Annotated in this window: 17 protein-coding genes and 2 pseudogenes; 16 read left to right on the plus strand and 3 right to left on the minus strand. The window is 68.3% G+C overall.

The features are described 5' to 3' along the window. Both AB0F91_RS39180 and AB0F91_RS39185 read right to left on the minus strand, forming a co-directional pair. Window positions 1–232 (minus strand): annotated as a pseudogene (locus AB0F91_RS39180) (ABC transporter substrate-binding protein); the annotation flags it as partial. A 253-nt stretch (window positions 233–485) separates the two neighbouring features. Beyond that, the gene (locus tag AB0F91_RS39185) at window positions 486–1,916 is read right to left on the minus strand and encodes a M20/M25/M40 family metallo-hydrolase (RefSeq protein WP_360606190.1); all 1,431 of its coding nucleotides are present in this window, start codon (window positions 1,914–1,916) and stop codon (window positions 486–488) included. A gap of 351 nt (window positions 1,917–2,267) precedes the next feature. Here AB0F91_RS39185 and pdhA point away from each other — a divergent pair, with 351 nt between their 5' ends. The 11 genes and pseudogenes from pdhA to AB0F91_RS39240 all read left to right on the plus strand — a co-directional run bounded on the left by pdhA (window position 2,268) and on the right by AB0F91_RS39240 (window position 12,208). Beyond that, complete coding sequence (gene pdhA, locus AB0F91_RS39190) at window positions 2,268–3,473, plus strand: pyruvate dehydrogenase (acetyl-transferring) E1 component subunit alpha (RefSeq protein ID WP_360606192.1); 1,206 nt, start codon at window positions 2,268–2,270, stop codon at window positions 3,471–3,473. Next, entirely contained in the window at window positions 3,473–4,465 is a 993-nt protein-coding gene (locus tag AB0F91_RS39195; protein ID WP_360606194.1) for an alpha-ketoacid dehydrogenase subunit beta, read from the plus strand. Before pdhA ends, AB0F91_RS39195 begins: the two co-directional genes overlap by 1 nt. A 16-nt stretch (window positions 4,466–4,481) precedes the next feature. Then, window positions 4,482–5,819: a dihydrolipoamide acetyltransferase family protein gene (locus AB0F91_RS39200; protein ID WP_360606196.1), complete on the plus strand. Its 1,338-nt coding sequence runs from the start codon at window positions 4,482–4,484 to the stop codon at window positions 5,817–5,819. Window positions 5,820–6,279: 460 nt separating this feature from the next. Then, window positions 6,280–6,846, plus strand: a complete 567-nt coding sequence (locus tag AB0F91_RS39205) for a TetR/AcrR family transcriptional regulator (protein WP_360606311.1) — start codon at window positions 6,280–6,282, stop codon at window positions 6,844–6,846. Window positions 6,847–6,860: 14 nt separating this feature from the next. Next, entirely contained in the window at window positions 6,861–8,795 is a 1,935-nt protein-coding gene (locus AB0F91_RS39210) for an ABC transporter ATP-binding protein (protein WP_360606313.1), read from the plus strand. Between the two features lie 5 nt (window positions 8,796–8,800). Next, window positions 8,801–9,037: pseudogene (locus tag AB0F91_RS39215) on the plus strand (ABC transporter ATP-binding protein); the annotation flags it as partial. A 56-nt stretch (window positions 9,038–9,093) separates the two neighbouring features. Further along, window positions 9,094–9,390: an ABC transporter ATP-binding protein gene (locus AB0F91_RS39220; RefSeq protein WP_360606315.1), complete on the plus strand. Its 297-nt coding sequence runs from the start codon at window positions 9,094–9,096 to the stop codon at window positions 9,388–9,390. A 58-nt stretch (window positions 9,391–9,448) separates the two neighbouring features. Beyond that, on the plus strand, window positions 9,449–10,723 hold the full coding sequence (locus tag AB0F91_RS39225) for a hypothetical protein (protein WP_360606317.1): 1,275 nt from the start codon (window positions 9,449–9,451) through the stop codon (window positions 10,721–10,723). A gap of 10 nt (window positions 10,724–10,733) precedes the next feature. Beyond that, window positions 10,734–11,234, plus strand: a complete 501-nt coding sequence (locus AB0F91_RS39230; RefSeq protein WP_360606198.1) for a DNA topology modulation protein FlaR — start codon at window positions 10,734–10,736, stop codon at window positions 11,232–11,234. Between the two features lie 49 nt (window positions 11,235–11,283). Then, the gene (locus AB0F91_RS39235; protein ID WP_360606200.1) at window positions 11,284–11,748 is read left to right on the plus strand and encodes an FxsA family protein; all 465 of its coding nucleotides are present in this window, start codon (window positions 11,284–11,286) and stop codon (window positions 11,746–11,748) included. A gap of 28 nt (window positions 11,749–11,776) precedes the next feature. Beyond that, a complete protein-coding gene (locus tag AB0F91_RS39240; protein ID WP_360606202.1) occupies window positions 11,777–12,208 on the plus strand; it encodes a very short patch repair endonuclease in 432 nt (143 codons plus the stop codon). Here the strand turns inward: AB0F91_RS39240 and AB0F91_RS39245 are convergent. Continuing rightward, window positions 12,205–13,299, minus strand: coding sequence for a DNA cytosine methyltransferase (locus tag AB0F91_RS39245; protein WP_360606203.1), 1,095 nt, complete (start codon window positions 13,297–13,299; stop codon window positions 12,205–12,207). The genes AB0F91_RS39240 and AB0F91_RS39245 overlap by 4 nt on opposite strands. A gap of 401 nt (window positions 13,300–13,700) precedes the next feature. Here AB0F91_RS39245 and AB0F91_RS39250 point away from each other — a divergent pair, with 401 nt between their 5' ends. The 5 genes from AB0F91_RS39250 to AB0F91_RS39270 all read left to right on the plus strand — a co-directional run bounded on the left by AB0F91_RS39250 (window position 13,701) and on the right by AB0F91_RS39270 (window position 20,776). Next, a complete protein-coding gene (locus AB0F91_RS39250; protein ID WP_360606205.1) occupies window positions 13,701–16,172 on the plus strand; it encodes a Z1 domain-containing protein in 2,472 nt (823 codons plus the stop codon). Beyond that, entirely contained in the window at window positions 16,172–17,173 is a 1,002-nt protein-coding gene (locus AB0F91_RS39255; protein WP_360606207.1) for a PD-(D/E)XK motif protein, read from the plus strand. The genes AB0F91_RS39250 and AB0F91_RS39255 overlap by 1 nt, the downstream gene beginning before the upstream one ends. Next, the gene (locus AB0F91_RS39260) at window positions 17,170–19,104 is read left to right on the plus strand and encodes a hypothetical protein (RefSeq protein ID WP_360606209.1); all 1,935 of its coding nucleotides are present in this window, start codon (window positions 17,170–17,172) and stop codon (window positions 19,102–19,104) included. The genes AB0F91_RS39255 and AB0F91_RS39260 overlap by 4 nt, the downstream gene beginning before the upstream one ends. A gap of 101 nt (window positions 19,105–19,205) precedes the next feature. Continuing rightward, window positions 19,206–19,997, plus strand: coding sequence for a hypothetical protein (locus tag AB0F91_RS39265; protein ID WP_360606211.1), 792 nt, complete (start codon window positions 19,206–19,208; stop codon window positions 19,995–19,997). Next, on the plus strand, window positions 19,997–20,776 hold the full coding sequence (locus AB0F91_RS39270) for a DUF6339 family protein (protein ID WP_360606213.1): 780 nt from the start codon (window positions 19,997–19,999) through the stop codon (window positions 20,774–20,776). Before AB0F91_RS39265 ends, AB0F91_RS39270 begins: the two co-directional genes overlap by 1 nt.

Genomic DNA, 20,776 nt, shown 5'->3' on the forward strand with positions numbered 1-20,776 from the left:
GCGGGTAGCTCTGGTCCTGACCGACCAGGATCTTGCCGTCGCTGGTGACCGAAGCCGGCACCATCGCGGCGAGCTTGTCGTCCTTGGCCACGGCCGGGATGTCCGACGAGCCCCCAGGAGCCGCAGCCGCTGAGCTGCTGCCCCCCGCATCGCCCGCGCCACTGCCGCCCGCGCCGCAGGCCATGGTCAGGCCGACCAGCGCGAAAGCCGGGAGAAGGGCGAGCGCCTTCATCTGGTGTCCTCGGGCCACTTCGTCACTCCTCGTAGTTCTCAACTGTCGAGAGCACGCATATTGCCACTCGTTAGCGGGGAAGCACAGCACCTGTACGTTACGGCGCAGTTTCACCCTATGCAGTCGTGACTCCCGGTGTCAGCTGAGACGCGAACAGTGTGTGGTCCAAACCACAGCCCGTCTACAGTGGAGCACCCGCGGTTGGGAAAGTCCCGGCACCAGTCAACCGGCGCCGGGACTTTTCACGGCGGCCTCAGCTGCGCGCGTGGGCGTCCAGGATGTGCGCGACGGCCTCGGTGACCTGCTGCGCGTAGTCCAGGTTCAGCCACTCGTCCGGCACGTGGATGTTGGAATCCGCGCCGCACGCGCCCGTGACCAGGAACTGCGCCTGCGGGTACTTCTCGCCGAGCAGGCCCATGAACGGGATCGACCCGCCCATGCCGGCGGCGCGATGGGGGCGGCCGAACACCTCGTCGCTGACGCGGCGCAGCGCGGCCGAGAGCCACGGCGCCTCCTCGGGCGCGTTCCAGCCGTTCTCGGCCTGCGCGTCTTCGTGGATGGTCACCGATGCGCCGTACGGCACGTCCGTGGTCAGCGCCCGCTTCACGGCTTCAAGAGCAGGAGCCGCCTCGGCCGTGGGCGGCAGGCGGAAGCTCAGCGTGAGCGTGGTGCTCTCGCGCAGCACGTTGCCGGCGTTGGCGGGCCGCGGGAAGCCGTCGGCGCCGATGATCGACAACGTCGGCCGCCAGTAGTTGTTCAGCAGCAGCTCCAGCGCGTCTTCCGACATCGTCCGGCCGCCGCTGACCAGCGGGAACGCGGTCCGCAGCTTCTCGGGCGCCACCTCGGCCACGGCCTCGATCTCGGCCAGGCGACTCGCCGGCACCTCGACGTTCAGCTCCGCGAGCTTGATCTCGCCCGTCTCGCCGCTCTCGATGCGCTCCAGCAGCTGCCGAAGCACGCGGAACGACGAAGCGACCACGCCGCTGGCCAGGCCGGAGTGCTGCGCCGTCGCCAGCAGCTGCACGGTGACGGTGAGGTGCAGCATGCCGCGCAGGCTCGTCGTCAGCCACAGCCGCTCGTAGTCCATGCCGCCCGCGTCGAGGCAGACGACGAGGCCGACCTCCCCGAGCCGCGCGCTGAGGTGCTCGACATACGCCGGCAGGTCGGGGCTGCCCGACTCCTCACCCGTCTCCAGGAGCAACACGGTGTGCGCGTGCTCGCCGCCGGCCGCGCGCACGGCCTCGAGCGCGGACACGGCCGCGTAGCCGGAGTAGCCGTCGTCGACGGAGCCGCGGCCGTAGAGGCGCCCGTCGCGGATCACCGGCGTCCACGGGCCCAGGCCCTCGGACCAGCCGCCGACCGGGGGCTGCTTGTCGAGGTGGCCGTACATCAGCACGGTCGGCTTGCCCGTGGCGCCCGCGGTGGCGGGCACGTCCACGAACAGCAGCGGGGAACGCCCCTCGAGCTGCACGACCTCGATCGACACGCCCGGCAGGTCACGCCCGGCGATGAACGCCTTCACGTGTTCGACGGCCGCGGCGAGGTGACCGCTCGCGGCCCAGTCCGCGTCGAATGCCGGGGACAACGCCGGGATCGCGACGAGACCGGACAGGCTCGGCACGACGTCGTTGATCCACGTCGAGACCACGGTTTCACGTACGGATTTCTGTTCCACGCCGGCCATCCTGCCACGGTGACCGACGTCACGACGGCGTCCGAGCCGGTGAGGCGCACCGCCCGGCGCACGCCGTGCCTGCCCGGTGACGCCTGGTGGGCAGCGGTGCGGATTCCCGATGATCGTCCGTCCCATACTCGGATCTCCCAGCGTTTTGCCTGTTCAGGCGCCCGGATCTCAGCAACAAATCGGCATCCGCGGCTCACCATCGCACCGGGCTTCGTGCCAGGATGGCGGCGAGAACCGTCAACGCCGACGGTGGCCAGGCGCCCCGAACCCGGGGCGCAGGTCCCCGCCGGTGCAGTCGCTGTGGCCGCCACAAGCGGCCACCGCGGCGCCGACACCGAGGAGATACTGCGCATGCCGTCCGAACAGTGGACGCACCCGGAACCTGGAGACGGGCCCGCCGCCATCGCGGCCAAGCCCTCGCCCGAACAGGTGATCGCGGGTCTGCGAGCAACGAGCGAAGGTGGCGCTGAGCTGACTCAGCTGCTCACCCCCGAAGGTCAGCGAATCCCGTCGCCGCAGTTCGACAAGTACGTCACCGACGTCGACGACGAGGTGCTGCGGAACCTGTACCGCGACATGGTGCTGGTGCGCCGCGCCGACCGCGAGGCCAACGCGATGCAGCGCCAGGGGCAGCTGGGGATCTGGGTCCCGCTGCTGGGTCAGGAGGCCGCGCAGATCGGTTCCGGCCGCGCGCTGAAGCCCACCGACATGGCGTTCCCGAGCTACCGCGAGCACGGCGTCGCGTACACGCGCGGCGTGGATCTGCGGGAGCTGCTCGGCATCTTCCGGTGCACGGACCACGGCGGCTGGGACTTCAAGGCCCACGGCTTCCACCCGTACACGATCGTCATCGGCAACCAGGTCCTCAACGCGGCCGGGTACGCGATGGGGCAGAAGTTCGAAGGCAAGGTCGGGGACGACGACGGCGAAGCCACGATCTGCTACTTCGGCGACGGCGCCACTTCGCAGGGCGACGTGCACGAAGGCTTCGTCTGGGCCGCCGTCTACGACGCGCCGCTCGTCTTCTTCTGCCAGAACAACCAGTGGGCCATCTCCGAGCCGACCGAGCGCCAGTCGCGCCTGCCGCTGTACCAGCGTGCCCGCGGCTACGGCTTCCCCGGCATCCGCGTGGACGGCAACGACGTGCTCGCCTGCCTCGCCGTCACCCGGTGGGCGCTGGAGGAGTGCCGGCACGGCAACGGCCCGGTGCTGATCGAGGCCTTCACCTACCGGATGGACGCCCACACCACCACCGACGACCCCACCCGCTATCGGCTCTCCGACGAGCTGGAGGAGTGGAAGCTCAAGGACCCGATCGAGCGCGTGCGGGCCTACCTCGCGCGTGGCGGCGGCGCGGACCACGACTTCTTCGACCAGGTGCAGGCCGAAGCCGACGAGTTCGCGACGCAGCTTCGCGACTACACGTTCAACATGCCGGAGCCGCCGCCAGAGCGGATCTTCGCCAACGTCTACGCCGAGCCGTCGCCGGTTCTCGACGCGGAGCGGGAAGAGTTCCTGTCCTACTTGGACGGTTTCGCGACGGCGGGTGAGCACTGATGGCCGACCTGCAGAAGCTCACGATCGGCAAGGCCATCAACCTCGGCCTGCGCCGCGCGATGGAAGAGGACCCGAAGGTCCTGATCATGGGTGAGGACGTCGGCAAGCTCGGCGGCGTCTTCCGCATCACCGACGGCCTGCAGAAGGACTTCGGCGAGCAGCGCGTGCTCGACACTCCGCTGGCCGAGTCGGGCATCATCGGCACCGCCGTGGGCCTGGCCGTGCGCGGGTTCCGGCCAGTGTGCGAGATCCAGTTCGAGGGGTTCATCTTCCCCGGGTTCGACCAGATCTCGTCGCAGCTGGCGAAGCTGCACTACCGCACGCAGGGCAAGATCAAGATGCCCGTGGTGATCCGCGTGCCGTTCGGCGGCGGGATCGGCGCGGTGGAGCACCACTCGGAGTCGCCCGAGTCGCTGTTCTCGCACATCGCCGGCCTCAAGGTCGTCTCGATCTCCAACGCGGTCGACGCCTACTGGGGCATCCAGGAGGCCATCCGCTCCGACGACCCGATCCTCTTCTTCGAGCCCAAGAAGCTCTATCACTCGGGCGCGCTGAAGATGGAGGTCGACACCGACACCTCGCCGGGCCGCGTGTTCGGCTCGCGCGTGGTGCGCGAGGGGACCACCGCGACCGTCGTCGCCTACGGTCCGTCGGTGAAGGTGGCGCTCGACGCCGCCGCGGCCGCCGAGGACGAGGGCCAGTCGCTCGAGGTCATCGACCTGCGCACGCTCTCGCCGCTCGACCTGGGTCCGGTGTTCGAGTCGGTGCGCAAGACCGGCCGGCTGATCGCCGTGAGCGAGGCGCCGTCCGAGTCGTCGCTGACCTCGGAGATCGCGGCCCGCGTGCAGCAGGAGTGCTTCTACTCCCTGGAGTCCCCCGTCCTGCGCGTCGCCGGTTTCGACACGCCGTACCCGCCGGCCAAGCTCGAGGAGCACTACCTCCCCGACCTGGACCGCGTGCTGCATGCCGTCGACCGCTCGCTGAACTGGTAAGGGGGACCCCGCTGAAATGCCTGAGTACAAACAGTTCCCCCTGTCGGACACGGCAGAGGGGCTGACCGAGGCCGACATCCTCGCCTGGCACGTGAAGCCGGGCGACGCGGTCACGGTCAACCAGATCGTGGTCGAGGTCGAGACCGCCAAGGCCGCTGTCGAGCTGCCGATCCCGTGGGCCGGGGTGATCACCGAACTGCTCGTCGACGTGGGGCAGACGGTCGAGGTCGGGGCTCCGTTGCTGACCCTGGACGTCGATCCCGACGGCAAGGCGGCGCCGGCTGCTGCTCCGGAAGCCGCTGCTCCGGCCGAGGAGGAGATGAAGCCGCTGGTCGGCTACGGCTCCAAGGCGGTGGAAACGAAACGGCGGGCCCGTAAACGCCCCCATGCCGCATTGGGTGCGCCCAACGCAACCACCGCCACATTGGGGCGCACGCCGGAGCCCGTGGCGAAGCAGGAGCCGGCAGGTGGTTACGTGCCGCTGGCCAAGCCGCCGGTGCGCAAGCTCGCCAAGAACCTCGGCATCGACCTCCACGCCCTCACCGGCACCGCCGACGGCGGCGTCATCACCCGCGAAGACGTCGAGCGCGCGGCCAACGGCTCTGCCCCGACAGCCGCCGTGCCGTCCACGGTGGACACCACTTACGACGCCGCCACCCGCGAGCGTCGCGTGCCGATCAAGGGCGTCCGCAAGGCCACCGCGGCCGCGATGGTCCAGAGCGCCTACACGGCACCGCACGTCACGGAGTTCCTGACCGTCGACGTCACGCCGATGATGGAGCTGCGCGAGAAGCTCAAGAAATCACGTGAGTTCAGCGGCGTGAAGCTGACGCCGCTCGCGTTCGCCGCCAAGGCCGTGTGCCTCGCGGCGAAGCGCACGCCCGACGTCAACGCGGTGTGGGACGAGGCGGCGCAGGAGATCGTCTACAAGGACTACGTGCACCTGGGCATCGCCGCGGCGACCCCGCGCGGGCTCGTGGTGCCGAAGATCTTCGACGCCGACGCGATGTCACTCAAGCAGCTGGCCGTCGCGCTGACCGAGCTCACCGACGTCGCGCGCGAGGGTAAGACCACGCCCGCGGCGATGGCGAACGGCACGTTCACGATCACCAACGTCGGCGTCTTCGGCGTCGACACCGGCACGCCCATCATCAACCCGGGCGAGTCGGCGATCCTCGCGGTCGGCGCGATCCGCGACACCCCGTGGGTCGTGGACGGCGAGATCAAGGTCCGCAAGGTGATGCAGCTGTCGCTGAGCTTCGACCACCGCGTGGTCGACGGCCAGCAGGGCTCGGAGTTCCTCGCCGACGTCGGCGCGCTGCTCGCCGACCCGGCGGTGGCGATCACGTACTGATCCGGTCCGGCACGGTTGCGGCCCGGATCGTTTCCGGGCCGCAACCAGCTCACCGGTTCCTGCCCACAGCCCGCGCGGGAACCCAACGACGCCGATCACCTCGCCGGTGTGCGTGCGGCGCATGGGCACAACGAGCGCGTCGGCCGAGCGGCTTCCTTGTCGCCCCAAGGGATGCCGCGGTTGAGGATCACGCCGGCGCCGATGCGATCGGCGTAGGGACGGTTGTGGACGCGCACCCAGCGCGCGGAGCCTCGGGGTTGACCGGCCGGACGACCTCGCGCGCCTGGCGCAGGCGTCCCGCGGTGGGCTCGTCGAACGGCTTACCGCGCACCGGGGCTCCTCGGGTCGGCGGATGTGCGTCCCCAAGTCGACGGCACGTCGCATCGTGTTACCGAGTTGACGGAGTGAGCACTCACTCCGTAGCGTGGTTCGCATGGAGACGAGGAAACGTGCGCCGGGGATGGCGCCCGACGACCGCCGCCGGATGATCGTGCGCGCGGTGCTCCCGCTGGTCGTGGAACACGGCCGGGCGGTCACCACCGCGCAGATCGCCAGGGCGGCCGGTATCGGCGAAGGCACCATCTTCCGCGTGTTCACCGACAAGGACGAACTGTTCGACGCGTGCGTGGAAGCCGCGCTCGACCCGGGGGAGGCGTTGGAGATGATCGGAGAGATCCCGAGTGAGCTGCCGTTGGAGAGGCGGCTGCTGGAAGCCGTCGACGCACTGACCGCGCACCTGCAGCGGCTGGGTGCCGTGATGGGTGCGACCCGGGCCGGCCGGACGCGCCCGGAGGAGGCGCGCAACCGCAAGTCGGTGACCGGCGACAGCCGGCGCGAGTCGTTCGAGGCGATGCACCGCGCCGTCCGTGAGCTGTTCGTCCCGGACGCCGACCGCTTGCGGCTGCCGGTGAACAAGGCCGCTTCCCTGTTCGTCTCGATGCTGTTCGCGCAGAGCCGGGCGATGCCCGGTTCGCCGGAGACCACTGAGATGATCGACGTCTTCCTGCACGGCGCGGTGTCCGCGTGATCCCAGGCGGATTCATGCCGGGCGGACGACCCGGCGGCCGGGGGCGCAGACCGGCGCAGACGGTGCCCGACAGTGGCCTGACCGGTCCCGTCGACATCCCGGAACCCCCGCAGCCGGACCAGCCCAAAGACCTGAAGTCGCGGTTCGGCCGGATGAAGACGTCGGTGAACGGCACTGTCCGCGGCCTGCCGAAGGTCGCGCGGCTGACGTGGCAGGCCAGCCCGACGCTCACCATCCTGCTGGCGCTGGTCACGCTGCTCTCCGGCTTGCTGCCGACGGCCACGGCGTACATCGCGAAGCTGCTGCTGGACGCCGTCGTCGCGGCCATCCAGCACAAGGGCTCGACCGGCGACATCGTGCGGATCACACTGTTCCAGTTCGGTGTGCTGGCCGCGACCGCGATCAGCAATGCGATCACGTCGATCGCACAGACGCTGCTGCAGGAACGCATGACGCTGACCATCCGCCACCAGGTGATGGACCACGCGAGCAAGCTGCAGCTGGCGTACTTCGAGGGCTCCGCGTCGTACGACATGCTGCGCCAGGCCGCGCAGGAGGCGCCGACGCGGCCGTTGTCGATGATGACTTCGGCGCTGGGGCTGGTGCGCACGGCGATCACGTTCTCGAGCATGATCGCGTTGCTGGTGTCGATCAGCCCGCTGCTGGCGCTGGTGGCGCTGCTCGCGCCGATCCCGGCGTTCATCTCGCAGTCGAAGTACGGGTCGCGCGCGTTCTGGCTGACGTTCCTGATGTCGCCGATCAAGCGGCGGATGGACTACCTGTCCTCGCTGGTCACGACCGACACGTACGCGAAGGAGACGAAGCTGTACGGCCTCGGGCCGTACTTCGTGGAGCGGTTCCGGCGGCTCGGCGTGGTGTCGTACGAGCGGCAACGGCGGCTGACGGTTCGCCGCAACGTGAGCTCGACGTCGTGGGGGCTGCTGTCGACGCTGGCCGGCTCGGCGATCGCGTTGTACATCGCGCTGGAGGCCGTCGGTGGGCGCCTGACGCTGGGCGACCTGGCGCTGTACACCGCGGCGGCGACGTCGGTGCAGGCTTCGGTCTCAGGCTTGTTCACCGCGTTTTCGGGGATGTACGAGAACAATCTGTACCTGGACACGCTGTACCGCTTCCTGGACACTTCGCCCGAGATCGTGGCGCCCGACTCGCCGTTGCCGTTGCCGTCCACTGTGGAGGGACACATCCGCTTCGAGTCGGTCAGCTTCACCTACCCGGGCGCCGAAGAACCGGCCCTGGACGGGGTGTCGTTCGAGATCCGGCCGGGCGAGACGGTGGCCGTGGTCGGCCGCAACGGTGCGGGCAAGTCCACCCTCTTCAAGCTGTTGTGCCGGCTCTACGACCCCACCGGCGGCCGCATCCTGCTCGACGGCGTGGACATCCGCTCGTACGACCCGGACGAGCTGCGCACCCAGATCAGCGCGATGTTCCAGGACTACGTGACATACCAAGGCACGGCGGCGGAGAACATCGGCCTGGGCGACCTCCACCGGCTGGAAGACCGCCCCCACATCGAGGACTCCGCTCGCCGCGCCGGCGCCGACGAACGCATCGAACGCCTGCCGTCCGGCTACGACTCGCCGTTGGGCCGCTGGTTCGACCAGGGCGTCTCACTGTCGGGCGGCGAGTGGCAGAAGATCGCCCTCGCCCGCGCCTTCCAGCGCGAGGCCCCCATTCTGATCCTCGACGAACCGACGTCCGCCCTCGACGCCCAGGCCGAACACGACCTGTTCACCCGCCTGCGCTCCCTGGCCGCCGGCCGCACGACGCTGTACATCTCGCACCGGTTCTCGACCGTCCGCCAGGCTGAGCGGATTTTGTTGCTGGACCACGGCAAGGTCGCCGAGTACGGCACGCACGAGGAGCTCATGGCGGCTCAGGCGGGATACGCCGAACTGTTCACGTTGCAGGCGCAGGCCTATCTAGTGTGACGGACATGCTGGTTCAGACGACGGGGCTCGGCGTCACGGCGGGTCCGGCGGTGCTCTTCGAGGAGCTGGACCTGGCTGTCGACGCCGGCGAGTGCCTGGTCATCACGGGCGCGAACGGTGCCGGCAAGTCCACGCTGCTGCGCTGCCTGTACGGGACGCAGGCGCTGACGTCCGGCACCGTCTCCGTCTGCGGGCGCGCGCCGGACGAACGATCGGCTCCGTTCCGGCGGCGTGTCTCTGCGGTGCTGGACGACTCGGCGCTGTTCGACGAGCTGACCCCGCGGCAGCACCTGGACTGGTGGGCCGTTCGTTCGGCGGGCCCTGCGCGGTGCCGGCCTCGCTGGCCTCGCGCGCGGACGTTCCCGCAGGCGACCTTTCCGCCGGCCAGCGTCGGCGGCTGTTGTTGCACGCGGCCGTCGCGCGGCCGCATTCGGTGCTGTTGCTGGACGAACCGGAGCGTGCGCTGGACTCGACCGGTCGCGCCGGGCTGGTGGCCCTGGTGTCGACGAGCCTGTCGTCCGGCGCGGCTGTGGTGGTGGCGAGCCACGACGCGGTGCTGGTCGAGGCCGTGGCTGATTACGTGGTCGAGCTGTGAAGCGGTTCGTGGTGTTCATCGCGTGGTGCCGCGCAACGCAGCTCGTCGGCGAGACCCGGTGAACCGGTTGAGCCGCTTCGGCACCCCGCGCTCGGCCGACTCCCGGTCGCTGCCCGTCGGTGTCGGCCGCAGCCACCCGATGGCCTCGTTGAAGCGCCCCGACGTGCTGCTCGGCGTGTTCATCGCGGTGGGCCTGCTCGGCTCACCGCTCTACAACACCGCGCTCGTGCGGTCGCAGCTGATCGGCGACGCGGCGGTCGGGGCGGACGGCAGCGTGGCCGTCTTGTGCGCCGGCCTCGCGCTCGCGTGGCGCGCGACGCTGCGGCGCGGCCACGTGTGGGCCGACCCCGCCACGCTGACCTGGTCGGACTTCGACGGCCGCCGTGAGGCCGTGCTGCGCCGGCGGCTGCTGGCGGGCTGGGCCGTGCGGTTCGCGACGGTCGCGTACTTCTTCGTCGTCGCTGGGGTGCTCATCGGTTTTCCGCCGGACGTGGTGGGACCGCTCGCGCTGTTCGTCGCCGTGGCGGCGCTGGCGCTGGTGATGGCCCGCCGCCGGCCCTTGTTCGGTGAGGCCGTGCTGCCGCTCGTACCGGCCGTCCTGGGCGTCTTCCCCGACACTCCACTGTGGATATTCGCTGCGCTGTCCTCGGCCGCCGCGTTGCTGCTGGCCTGGTCACCATCCCTTTCCCCGACGCGGGACACCCTCGTGCAGCACTTCCGCGAACGCTTGGTGCGCCGCACGTCGGCGGCGTTCCTCGACGTGTGGGCCCTGCTCCCCGCCGGCCGCCCCGTCCGCTGGCGCCGCGCGTTGGACGGTCGCTTCATCGTCACGCGGTACGTCGTGACAGGGACTCTCGCACGCCGCCACGCGTTGGGCCTGCCGGTGTTCTTGGCACTCGCCGTGACGGCCACCCACACGACGTTCCCGGGCGTGACGTCGGTTTGGCTGCTCGGGCTCGGCTCTTATCTGGCCTTGCTGCCGTTCGCCGCGCCGATCGCGCAGCTGCACCGCGTGCCGGGTCTGCGCCGCTGGCTCGACGCGTCGGAGCTGCGCCTGCGGCTGGTGATGGCTTCGGTGCTGGTCGCGCTGGCGGCCTGCTGGGCGGCTGTGGTCGCGCTGCTCGGCGTTCCGGTGACGTTCGGCTCGCTGGTCGCTGTGGTGGTGGCCGCGTACTCCGTGGTGCGGACCGTCACGCGCGGCCCGTTCGAGTTCTCGTCGATGGGGCTGGTGTTGTACGAGGGCGTCCTCATCCCGACCGGTTTGCTGCGGCAGCTCACCCGTGGCCCTGACCTGCTGATAATTGGGCTGCTGCTCTGCGGGCTGCTGCCTTAGGGTTCACGCGGTGAAGCGGCGTGTCCTCGTCCTCGGCCCCTCCGGCAGCGGCAAATCCACCCTCGCCCGGCGCCTCGGCGCGATGCTGAACGTACCCGTCACCCACCTCGACCAGCTGTACTGGCGCCCCGGCTGGGTGCCGGCGCCGCCCGAGGAGTTCCGCGCCGCGCAGGCCGCCGCCGTCACCACGGACGGCTGGGTGATCGAGGGCAACTACAGCTCCAGTTTCGACCTACGCCTGCCGCTGGCCGACACCGTCGTGTTCCTCGACGTCTCCCGCACGACCAGTCTGCGCCGCGTTCTGCTGCGCCACCTGCGCGAACGCGGCCGCGACACCCAAGCGCCCGGCTGCGTCTCGAAGCTGGACCGCGATTTCGTGAAGTGGATCTGGGACTGGCCGCGTACGCACCGCAGCCGCCTCTTGGCGTCGGTGGCCGCGGACGCCCCGCAGGCCCGCCACCACCTGCTGTGCACCCGCGCGGACGTCGCGGCTTTCCTGCTCGCGGTCTAGGCGTCTCGCGGGTCGGGAGAAAACCGGACACCTCGTTCGTTGAGAAGGTATGGCTGTCGCGTTCCTGCTCTACGTCATCGCCGAGGTCGCCGCGATCTGGGCCGTGGGCTCCCTGGTGGGCGTCCTCGGCACGATCGCGCTGCTCATCGCGGGCGCCTTCGTGGGCTCCTGGCTCGCGCGCCGCGAGGGCGGCAAGGCGATGCGCGCCTTCGTCACCAAGGCCCAAGCGGGCCGCCCCGCCGACAAAGAACTGACCGACGGCATGCTCATCGCCGTGGGCGGCATCCTGATCATGGTGCCGGGCTTCGTCAGCGACCTGCTGGGGTTGTTCGTGCTGCTCCCGCCCTCGCGCGCGCTGGTGCGCCGGTGGTGGCTGCGTCGGGCTGAGAAGCGCGCCATTCGGTACGCGAACCAGCGCCGGGGGCCGGTGATGGTGGTGGACAGCGAGGTCGTGGCGGAGGATCCCCGGCCGAGTCAGCATCCGGTGATTGAGGGGCGGATCGTCGAGGGTTAGACGGCCCGCGACAGCCTCCGATGCCACAATGTCCGCCGTGGAGAGCCTGAACACCACGTCCGCGGTGCGCGCCCGCATGAGCAAGCAGAAGTCCCGTGACACCGGGATCGAAATCGCCTTGCGCAAGATCCTTCACGCCGCCGGCTACCGCTACCGCGTACATCGCCGACCGGTGAAGGGCGTCCGCCGCGAGGCCGACCTGGTGTTCGGCCCGGCACGCGTCGCGGTCTTCGTGGACGGCTGCTTCTGGCATGGCTGCCCCGACCACGCGACTTGGCCCAAAAACAATGCCGACTTCTGGCGCGCCAAGATCGAAACCAACCGCCGCCGCGACGCCGACACGGACACTCGCCTCCACGATGCCGGTTGGGTCTCGGTCCGCATCTGGGAACATGAAGCCGTGGAAACCGCTGCGGATCGGGTGATCGCCGCAGTCAGCGAGCGGCGCTCGAAGAGCTAGTCGGGGTTCTTGACCAGACCTTCGACGCCGTTGCGGGTCTCCTTCCAGCTCCGTTTGACGCACTTGTCCAGCACAGCCACGTCCAGCTCTTTGCCGAGCGCCGCGGCCAGGACGTGGGCGGCCAGCCGAGGCGGGATCGCGTTGCCGATCTGCTGCGCGATACCCCGACCCGACCAGGGGTAGTCGTGCGGGAAGGTCTGGAGCCTGCCGGCCTCGTGATCGGTGAAACGCTCGGGCAACCCCTTGCCCCGCCCGACGAGCCGATTGCGCGACACTTTGCCGGTCACCGTGAAGGCAGGCTGCGTCGAAAGCCTTTCGCCTCGTGCCTTGGGATCGCCGCCGGTGCCATAGTTGGAGACCACAGTGAAGGCCTCCGACCACCCGAGTGCTTCGCCCATGGTCTTCCACGGGCGGAGGCGCTGATCGCCCTCCCCACGGGCTTTACCGCGGTAGTAACGACGGTGTGTGGGCCGGGGCAACCACGCCTCGCCGTTCAACCTTGCGATCAGGATCGCTCGTCGCCGGGTCTGGGGAACACCGAACTCCTCAGTGTGGAGGATGCCGCAATCGACGCTGTAACCACGTGCCAGGAGCACCATCTCGAACAGCTGCCACACGGGCAGGACAGCAGGAACTTGCTCCAGCACGATGGACTCGTACGGCGCGCCGCGCTCAGCGGCATCGATCACCCAGCGCAGTGGTTCCAAGACCAAACCTGTGCGTTCGTCCTCCAGCTCGGCCAGCTCTTCCGAGACATCCGCGCCGCCGGCCATTGCCACGACGAAGTTGAACACCTGCGCGAGAAGACCGCGCCCTTCGCCCTTTCCTGCGACTGTGTAAGTCTGGCAAGGCGGGCCACCGGTGAGGATGCGGGCTTCCGGGTAGTCGATCGGCTTGGAATGGCGAACATCTCCCTGCTTCGTGAGCAGCCCCGCGCTCTTGCGGGTTGCACAAGCATCGCCGTCCACCTCGACCCCGGTAACGGATACTCCGAGCCAGTGCGCCGCGACGTCGAGACCACCCGGACCGGCAAACAGGTCCACCATCTCGACCTGCGCAGATGTCGGCGAAGGCGCCTGTCCGTCGGTCATGGGGTAGAAGTCTATAAGCCGGGTACGACAAGTCCGGAGGAGTCCCGAACCCGACACGCCGGCGAGTACTTCACTCCACGCTCATGTCGGCGTGACGAATTCGTGACCGCACGGAGTAACAAAGGCGGCCGCCCGTGCGACGACCGGTGACGGAGCGCGTTGCGTTGCCAAGGGCGCGCCCCCTGTCAGGGGTCGCTCTTCGAACATCCCTGACGGGGCCGCCGACAAGTCCTACGGTGGATGGGGCGGCGTGAACAGTCGACGCGGCCGGGCACGCAGATGGAGGATTGGTGACCGACAAGTTCGACCAGCAGTATTCGGCGTTCCTCGACTTGGTGGACTCCGGCACTCCGGAGACCGCGATCAAGAAGATGGAGCTGTTCGGAGCGCCGGACGAGCTGTTGCAGCGGATCGCCGAACGCCATGAACGCGAGACCATCCGGATAAGGGAGCGCGAGGAACCGCGAAGCGTCGTCGTCGACAACCGGCTTACCTGGTATTCGGGTCCGCGGCCGAAGGACCGGTGCTGGCCGGCACTGGAAGATCTGTTACGAGACTCGGGCTGGTCGGACAAGAGCCTCGAAGACCTCGACGGGGCTTCGACCAAGGTCGTGTCGCTGCTGAGCCATCCGCGAGAGCGGACGTTTTCGACCAAGGGTCTAGTCGTCGGCTACGTCCAATCCGGCAAGACCACCAACTTCACCGCCGTCACGGCGAAGGCGGCTGACCGTGGCTACAAGCTCTTCATCGTCCTCGCCGGCATCCACAACGGTTTGCGCAGGCAGACTCAGCTCCGGCTCGTCGAGCAGCTGGTAAAGCCGAATCCCTCACGGTGGCACCAGCTCACCGACCCGGACAAGGACTTCACGCCACCCGCCAACGCCGCCTCCTATCTGGCCGACAGCAGCAAGCAGTACGTCCTGTGCGTGATCAAGAAGAACCCCCGAGTCCTCGAGAAGTTCTCGGCGTGGCTCGAAACGGCTTCGGAGTACCTGGCCGACTGCCCCGCATTGATCATCGACGACGAAGCCGACCAGGCCACGGTCGCCACCGAGACGATCAACCCCCTCATCATCGAGATCCTCGGCCGGTTGCCGAAATCTGCGTACGTGGGCTACACCGCTACTCCGTTCGCGAACCTCCTGATCGATCCCTCGGCCAAGAACCTCTACCCCGAGCACTTCATCGTCAACCTGCCCAAGCCGCAGGGACACTTCGGCACCGAAGTGCTGTTCGGCCGAGACGTGATGGACGGGGAGGACCCCGAGCACGTCTTCGACGGCTACGACATGATCCGCGAAGTCCCCGACTCCGAAGTGGACCTGGTGCGCCCGAGCTCGCGCGCCGACGCCGAAAGCTTCCATCCGGTCATGACGGAGTCGCTCCGCACTGCGGTTCGCTACTTCTGGCTGAGTACCGCTGCGCGCCGAGTTCGCAATACGGGCAACCCGCACTCCACGATGCTGGTGCATACCAGCGTCAACACCGCCGTCCACAACAGCTTCGAGCGCCCGCTGACCAAACTCCGTGACGATAACGAACTGCTGCTCCGCGCGGGCGACGCCCGGCTCCTCGACGAACTGCGCGAGCTCTGGGAGAAGGAAACTTCGAGGGTGCCGGCTGGATTGTTCGGCGAACACCCGGTGCTGTTCGAGGAACTCGAGCCGCTGCTGCCCGGTGTCCTGCGCGACTGCAGGATCATCATGGACAACTCCGGCAGCAAGGACCGGTTGGACTACGAGAACGGCCCGGTGGTCGCGATCGCAGTCGGTGGCAACACCCTGTCCCGTGGCTTGACACTCGAAGGTCTCGCGGTGAGCTTCTTCGTGCGCTCGGTGTCTGCTTACGACACGCTCCTGCAGATGGGACGGTGGTTCGGCTTCCGCAACGGCTACGCCGATCTGCCTCGGATCTGGATGACCGACGAGCTGCGTGACTGGTTCCGCCACATCGCGACCGTCGAGAGCGAGATGCGCCGAGACATCGACGTCTACATGGTCGAGGACAGAACGCCGATGACGTTCGCGGTCCGTCTGCGCACGCACCCATCGTTGCGGGTGACGGCTGCCGCCAAGATGACCAACGCGGTGCCGTCCGCGTCGGCGTACGGCGGCAAGCGGGTTCAAACCCGGTACTTCCACACCGATCACGAGTGGCTTGCCGCCAACCAGGCGGCAGCTCGCAAACTGGTCGAGAACGCCGCGCTGGAAGGCAGCCCCGACGCGTCGGTGACCGACGGAAATCATCTTGTCCGCGGAGTTCCCCACGACCTCGTGACCGATTTCCTCCGCGAGTACCAGTTCGACGCACGGTCGCAGGAGTGCGACTCGAAGCTGTTGACCGAGTACATCGCCAAGCGCATCGACAAGTCGGGTGCGCTGCGAAGGTGGAACATCGCACTGATCGGCGGGGCGGCGGGAAAGGACTCTGACCCAAAGGCGTTCACCTTTGCCGACGATTTCACCGTTCGCATGGTCACTCGTTCAGCGTTGGAGGGCGACGACCCCACCTCTGTCGACATCAAGACGCTTATGAGCCGTCGAGACGCTGCAATCGATCTTGACATCTCGTCGGTACGCGGTGAGTTGACCGAGCAGATGATTTTCGCGCTCCGCACGCGGCAAAGTCCCGAGACGGCGTTGCTGGCGCTCTATGCAATCGACAAGGATTCCCAGCCCAAGGAATCGAAGGCTGAAACCCGCGTCCCTCGCCGCGCGCTGAACGCGGCGGCTGATGTCATCGGCGTCGGGCTTGTCTTCCCCGCGCCCTCGACGACGGATTCGACGGTCGAGTGGCAGTACGTGGCCACGAACCTGTCGAAGGTCCGCATCGAAGAGGAGGACCTGAGCGCCCTCGACGCGGTGGACGACTGATGCCCGCACTGTTGCGGAAGGTCGTAGACGACCACTGGGAACGCCTCGAAGAGGAGCAGGTGTCCGGCCCGGGGCACGTCCGCACTTCCGATCTCCCGGTGACGACGCCGCTGGGCCCGGTGCTCGCAGCCGTGGACCACGTGGGAAACCGCCACCTGCTCGTGCCGTTGACCGCGCACCAGCACGTCCGGCCCGACCGAGGCGGAACTGCGCTGACCGTTCGCGAACGACCGCTCGAGAATGGCAAGGTCTACGAGCGCTACGCCAATCTCGGTTGCCTCCGCAGGGATCTCGACGAGGTGTTCACCGGCCTCGTTGCCGACGTCCTCGCCGCCGTCGAAGAAGCGCCCGAGCGACCTCTGAAAGCGCTTTACACGGTCTTGGCACAGTGGCGGGCCCTGTTCCAGCATTCACCGGTACCGTTGACCGCCGACCGGCTGGCAGGGCTCTTCGGCGAACTTGTGGTGCTTAACGAGCTGCTCGCCGGAGAGAGCACGGCGGTCGACTTCTGGACGGGCCCCTCCGGACACCGACACGACTTCACAGTCGGGACGCAGGGCATCGAGGTGAAGACCTCCACTGCCACGACCGACCGGAAGGTCCGCATCCACGGCGTCGAGCAGCTCCAGCCCCCGCCGCACGGAGACCTCGACCTGGTGTGGGTCCGGCTCGAACGGGTTGCAGAGCAGGGCCGGACGATCGCCGACCTGGTCGAAGACGCGCGCCAGGCCGGCGACGACGACAACGGGCTGCTCTTCAAGCTCGCCGAAGGCGGCTACCGCCCCGCCGATGCGGACCTCTATGGGGAAGTGCGCTTCGCCGTTCGCGAACAACGCTGGTACGAGGTCGGCAAGGACTTCCCGCGCATCGACCCGTCATCGGCGCTACAGGGAATCTCCGACCTCGACTACACCCTCGACCTCGATCAACAGCAGCCGCAGGTCACGGACGACCCCGGCATCCGCGATCGGATCATTCGGATCACCCAGGAGAACAAGTGACCGAACCAGCCTGGCACTCCCAGACGTTCCCGCCCGAAGGGGCGAGCGCAGCCGAGGGCATCCGCAACCAGCTCGGCAGGCCCGAGCTGGACCTGCTGACGATCCTCGTGCGCGAGTCGGCCCAGAACAGTTGGGACGCGCGAACCGGCGATACGACGGTCGACTACCACCTCGATCTGAAGGTCGTGAGCCCGGCTCACGCGCCGGCATGGCGGGAACTGCTCACCCGACGCGTTCCCGTCCACGAGAACCTGCCGCTCCGGCAGGCGATCTCGAGCCCGGCAATCCGCGTCTTGACGGTCTCCGACCGCGGGACGACCGGCTTGGGCGGCCCGACCCGCGCGGACAACGCGGTGGTCGAGAACCACGACTTCGTCTCGTTCATCCGGAACATCGGCGAGCCGCGGGACACCGAGCTCGGCGGCGGCACCTACGGATTCGGCAAAGGGATCTTCTATCTCCTAAGCAAGCCTGGGACCGTGCTAGTCCACACGCGATGCAAGGTTTCGGGCGGCTTCGAGACGCGGTTGATGGGCTGCGCACTCTGGAAGAGCTATGCGGAGGGCGAAGGTCTGTCCGGACGGCGGTACACCGGTCGCCACTGGTGGGGCGCTGTCTCTGCGGACGGTGTGGTCGAGCCGCTCGTCGGTGCAGAAGCCGACGCCACCGCGGAACGATTGGGGCTGCGCCCCTTCGGCCGGCGGGAGACCGGCACGACAGTCGTCGTCATCGATCCCGACCTCGGTGAGCGAAAAATCCAGGAGGCGGGGGAGTACCTCGCCGAGACGATCGCCTGGAACCTCTGGCCGAAAATGCTCGCCGGGTCCGACGACGGCATTCCGCCGATGCGGTTCTCGGTGCAGTGCGACGGGATGACCGTGCCCGTACCGGACCCGCGCGAGACCACGCCTCTGGACATGTTTGTCGCGGCGCACGAGGCGATGCAGTCGGACGAGGACCACAAGGAACTGCGCTGCTACAACCCCAAGGCGAAACTCGGCAATCTGGGGCTCGAGAAGCGGTTCGTTTCGCCGTTCGCCGAAACTCCGGCCGGTGTTGCAGCCGGCATCGGCAGCACTGTCCACCACGTCTGTCTGATGCGGACTGCCGAGTTGGTGGTCACCTACCACGCCGGCCCCAAGCCTCCGGCGGAGTACGTCTCGTACGCCGGTGTTTTCCGCGCCGCCGCAGAGCTCGACAGCGCCTTCGCCGCTTCCGAACCACCGACGCACGACGCTTGGCACTGGCAGTCTCTCGAGGGACGTGACAAGACCTATGTCAAGACGACTTTCACGCGTATCAAGGAACACGTCGAAGAACTGATCGACGTGGACGGCCGGGTCAAGACGGGATCGTCCGAGATTGCTTTGGGTGCAGCCAGCCGCACCTTCTCCGACCTCGTGGCGGGCTCCTGGGGCGTCGGCGGCGCGTCCGACTATCGACAGGCGTTCAAGCCGGTCGCTCCCATCACAGAGACCAGCGCCTCTCAGCGTTCCGGCGACCTCTTCGATTCCGGCGCAGGCAGCGATGTCGGAGCGAGCTTGGCTCCGGCGCCGGACATCCGTCCCGAACCCGGCACGTCGAACGGACGGCGGCCCCGGGTGGAATACCTCGATTCGCCGTCTTACGAGATCCGCGCCGGGCACGTCGTGCTGATCCAGGCGTTCCGGATCACCACACCCGGCCTGCATCGGTGCGCCGCCGACTTCGGTGTCGCGTTGGCAGGCACCAGCAGTCGCGAAACCGACCCGCCGCGGGGAGCCGACGAACCGCAGTTCTTCGGCTGGGAAGGTCCGGACGGCGAGCTTCGCACCGAACAGAGCCAGGTCCTCGAAGGCAGCGAAGACGTATGGCGTGTCCTGGTCCGCCCGGCACCGGACACGACCACCGAGATCACCGTGACCGCCCGGCGCGAGGAGGCGCTTCGTTGAGTACCCAGGCGCCGCCGTACCGCACTGCACCCCACGGCTCGGTAGTTCCCGGACCGTGGCAGTGGCTCATCGACGACGTCCCGACCGAGCTGCCGGACGCCTTGCCGGACTGGGACTACCGAACGGACCTTTCGTTGCGGCAATCGGTCACCGTCGACGTGGGTCTCGTGCGGCAGGTCACCGGCCTCCCGGCCTCGGCGAAGCTGACGCTGGCGATGGTCTGGACCGCGTCTGGTTCAGGGTTGAAAGCCGCCGGTGACCGCATCATCCTTCCCGAGGCGGGTGTCGCCAAGGTCGAGCTCGGCGCGGTGCTGCCGGGAAGCCAGCTCGGCGGCGTATTGAAGCTGGAAACGACGTTGGTGCTCGCCGAATACTCAGAGGCAGGCGCACTCGCCTCGCCCCGAAGGGCCGGCTCCATCCTGTGGTCTGCCGACTACAGCACCCGCCTCCAGGGCGACGCGCCACTCTTCCCGATCGCTGTGGTCGATTTCTCCAAGACCCAGTACCCCGAAGGCGCCGGCTGGCACGTGGAAATCGGCGGCGACCTCGAGACTGCCACCATGGGCGCGCTGCTCCTGCTGGTGAACGAACGCAAGCAGGTGCTCGTCGACGCCATGCGGAACGCGGCCAAGCCTCGGGCCGTCGATCGCGTGGTGCTCTCCACGGTCCACACGGACGTCGCCCGCACGCTGGTCGAATACGCGTTGCAGGACCAGGACTTCAATCTGGAGGCCGACTACGGTGAGGAAAGCATCGGCGGCACGCTGCAAGCTCTCATCGGGCGGTTCTTCCCCGGCCAGAGTGTGACCCACCTGCGCCGGACCCGGGAACAATCGCCGACCGCGTTCGCCACCGAGCTGCAGCACGCCGTTCGGATCTTCGAGGAGTCCTGATGAGCGTCTTGTTCCCGCGCCTGCTGCCCCGCCAGGCACAGGCGTTGTACGACCAGTACCAGGCGCTGGCGATCGAGGACCTCGAACAGCAGGTCGCGCTGCGCCATGACTCCGCCGTCTACGCCGCGACGGGCGGCGACCGCGTCCGGGAGAAGGATCTCGAGAAACTCCGCCAGGCGATCGTCGCCGCAGCGCGCGAGGCGGGTTTTCCCGGCCGAGCGACAACGAACGATCAAACGAACTTCGATCGGAAGATCGCAGTGTTGCTGCACCAGACGTCGGGGTTGGCGCCCGCAGAGGCAGCAGCGCGGGACATCTGGGCGTTCCTGGCGCTCGTCGTCCTGCCGGACGTCTCCTTCTGGCGGTTCGAGAAGCGGACCGACGAGCGCTTCCTCGCCAAGGACCTCACTCGGCACGTTTTCGGCCGTCTCTGGTGGCGTGCGCACCTAGTCCACGATCCCGACAGCACCGAGCCCTACGCTGCCTTGACCATCCTCGGAGAAGCTGCGTTCGACCAGATCTACGCACGCCGGCGAGCACTCGGTGGCAGTCCGCAGCTGGTCCGCTCGATCCTCCGCGTATGGCAAGAGATCGACACCGGCGGAGTGAACGCCACCGACCTGCTGAAGGATTTCCTCAAGCGCTTGCTCCGCCTCGGTGCCTTCATGTCCTTCGAGACCCTCGAAGACGAGCGGCTGGCCGCCGAGGTGCGCCGCGCGGCGCACGATTCGCTCCACGCGTTCACCACGGAACGCGGCCCTCGGCATGCGCTCGGCTGA

Source organism: Amycolatopsis sp. NPDC023774 (genome assembly GCF_040639695.1).
Lineage (GTDB): Bacteria > Actinomycetota > Actinomycetes > Mycobacteriales > Pseudonocardiaceae > Amycolatopsis.

Coding starts and splice junctions, on each gene's coding strand:
- AB0F91_RS39185 (WP_360606190.1), bottom strand. CDS start 1,916: ATGGCCGGCGTGGAACAGAAATCCGTACGTGAAACCGTGGTCTCGACG.
- pdhA (WP_360606192.1), top strand. CDS start 2,268: ATGCCGTCCGAACAGTGGACGCACCCGGAACCTGGAGACGGGCCCGCC.
- AB0F91_RS39195 (WP_360606194.1), top strand. CDS start 3,473: ATGGCCGACCTGCAGAAGCTCACGATCGGCAAGGCCATCAACCTCGGC.
- AB0F91_RS39200 (WP_360606196.1), top strand. CDS start 4,482: ATGCCTGAGTACAAACAGTTCCCCCTGTCGGACACGGCAGAGGGGCTG.
- AB0F91_RS39205 (WP_360606311.1), top strand. CDS start 6,280: ATGGCGCCCGACGACCGCCGCCGGATGATCGTGCGCGCGGTGCTCCCG.
- AB0F91_RS39210 (WP_360606313.1), top strand. CDS start 6,861: ATGCCGGGCGGACGACCCGGCGGCCGGGGGCGCAGACCGGCGCAGACG.
- AB0F91_RS39235 (WP_360606200.1), top strand. CDS start 11,284: ATGGCTGTCGCGTTCCTGCTCTACGTCATCGCCGAGGTCGCCGCGATC.
- AB0F91_RS39240 (WP_360606202.1), top strand. CDS start 11,777: ATGTCCGCCGTGGAGAGCCTGAACACCACGTCCGCGGTGCGCGCCCGC.
- AB0F91_RS39245 (WP_360606203.1), bottom strand. CDS start 13,299: ATGACCGACGGACAGGCGCCTTCGCCGACATCTGCGCAGGTCGAGATG.
- AB0F91_RS39255 (WP_360606207.1), top strand. CDS start 16,172: ATGCCCGCACTGTTGCGGAAGGTCGTAGACGACCACTGGGAACGCCTC.
- AB0F91_RS39270 (WP_360606213.1), top strand. CDS start 19,997: ATGAGCGTCTTGTTCCCGCGCCTGCTGCCCCGCCAGGCACAGGCGTTG.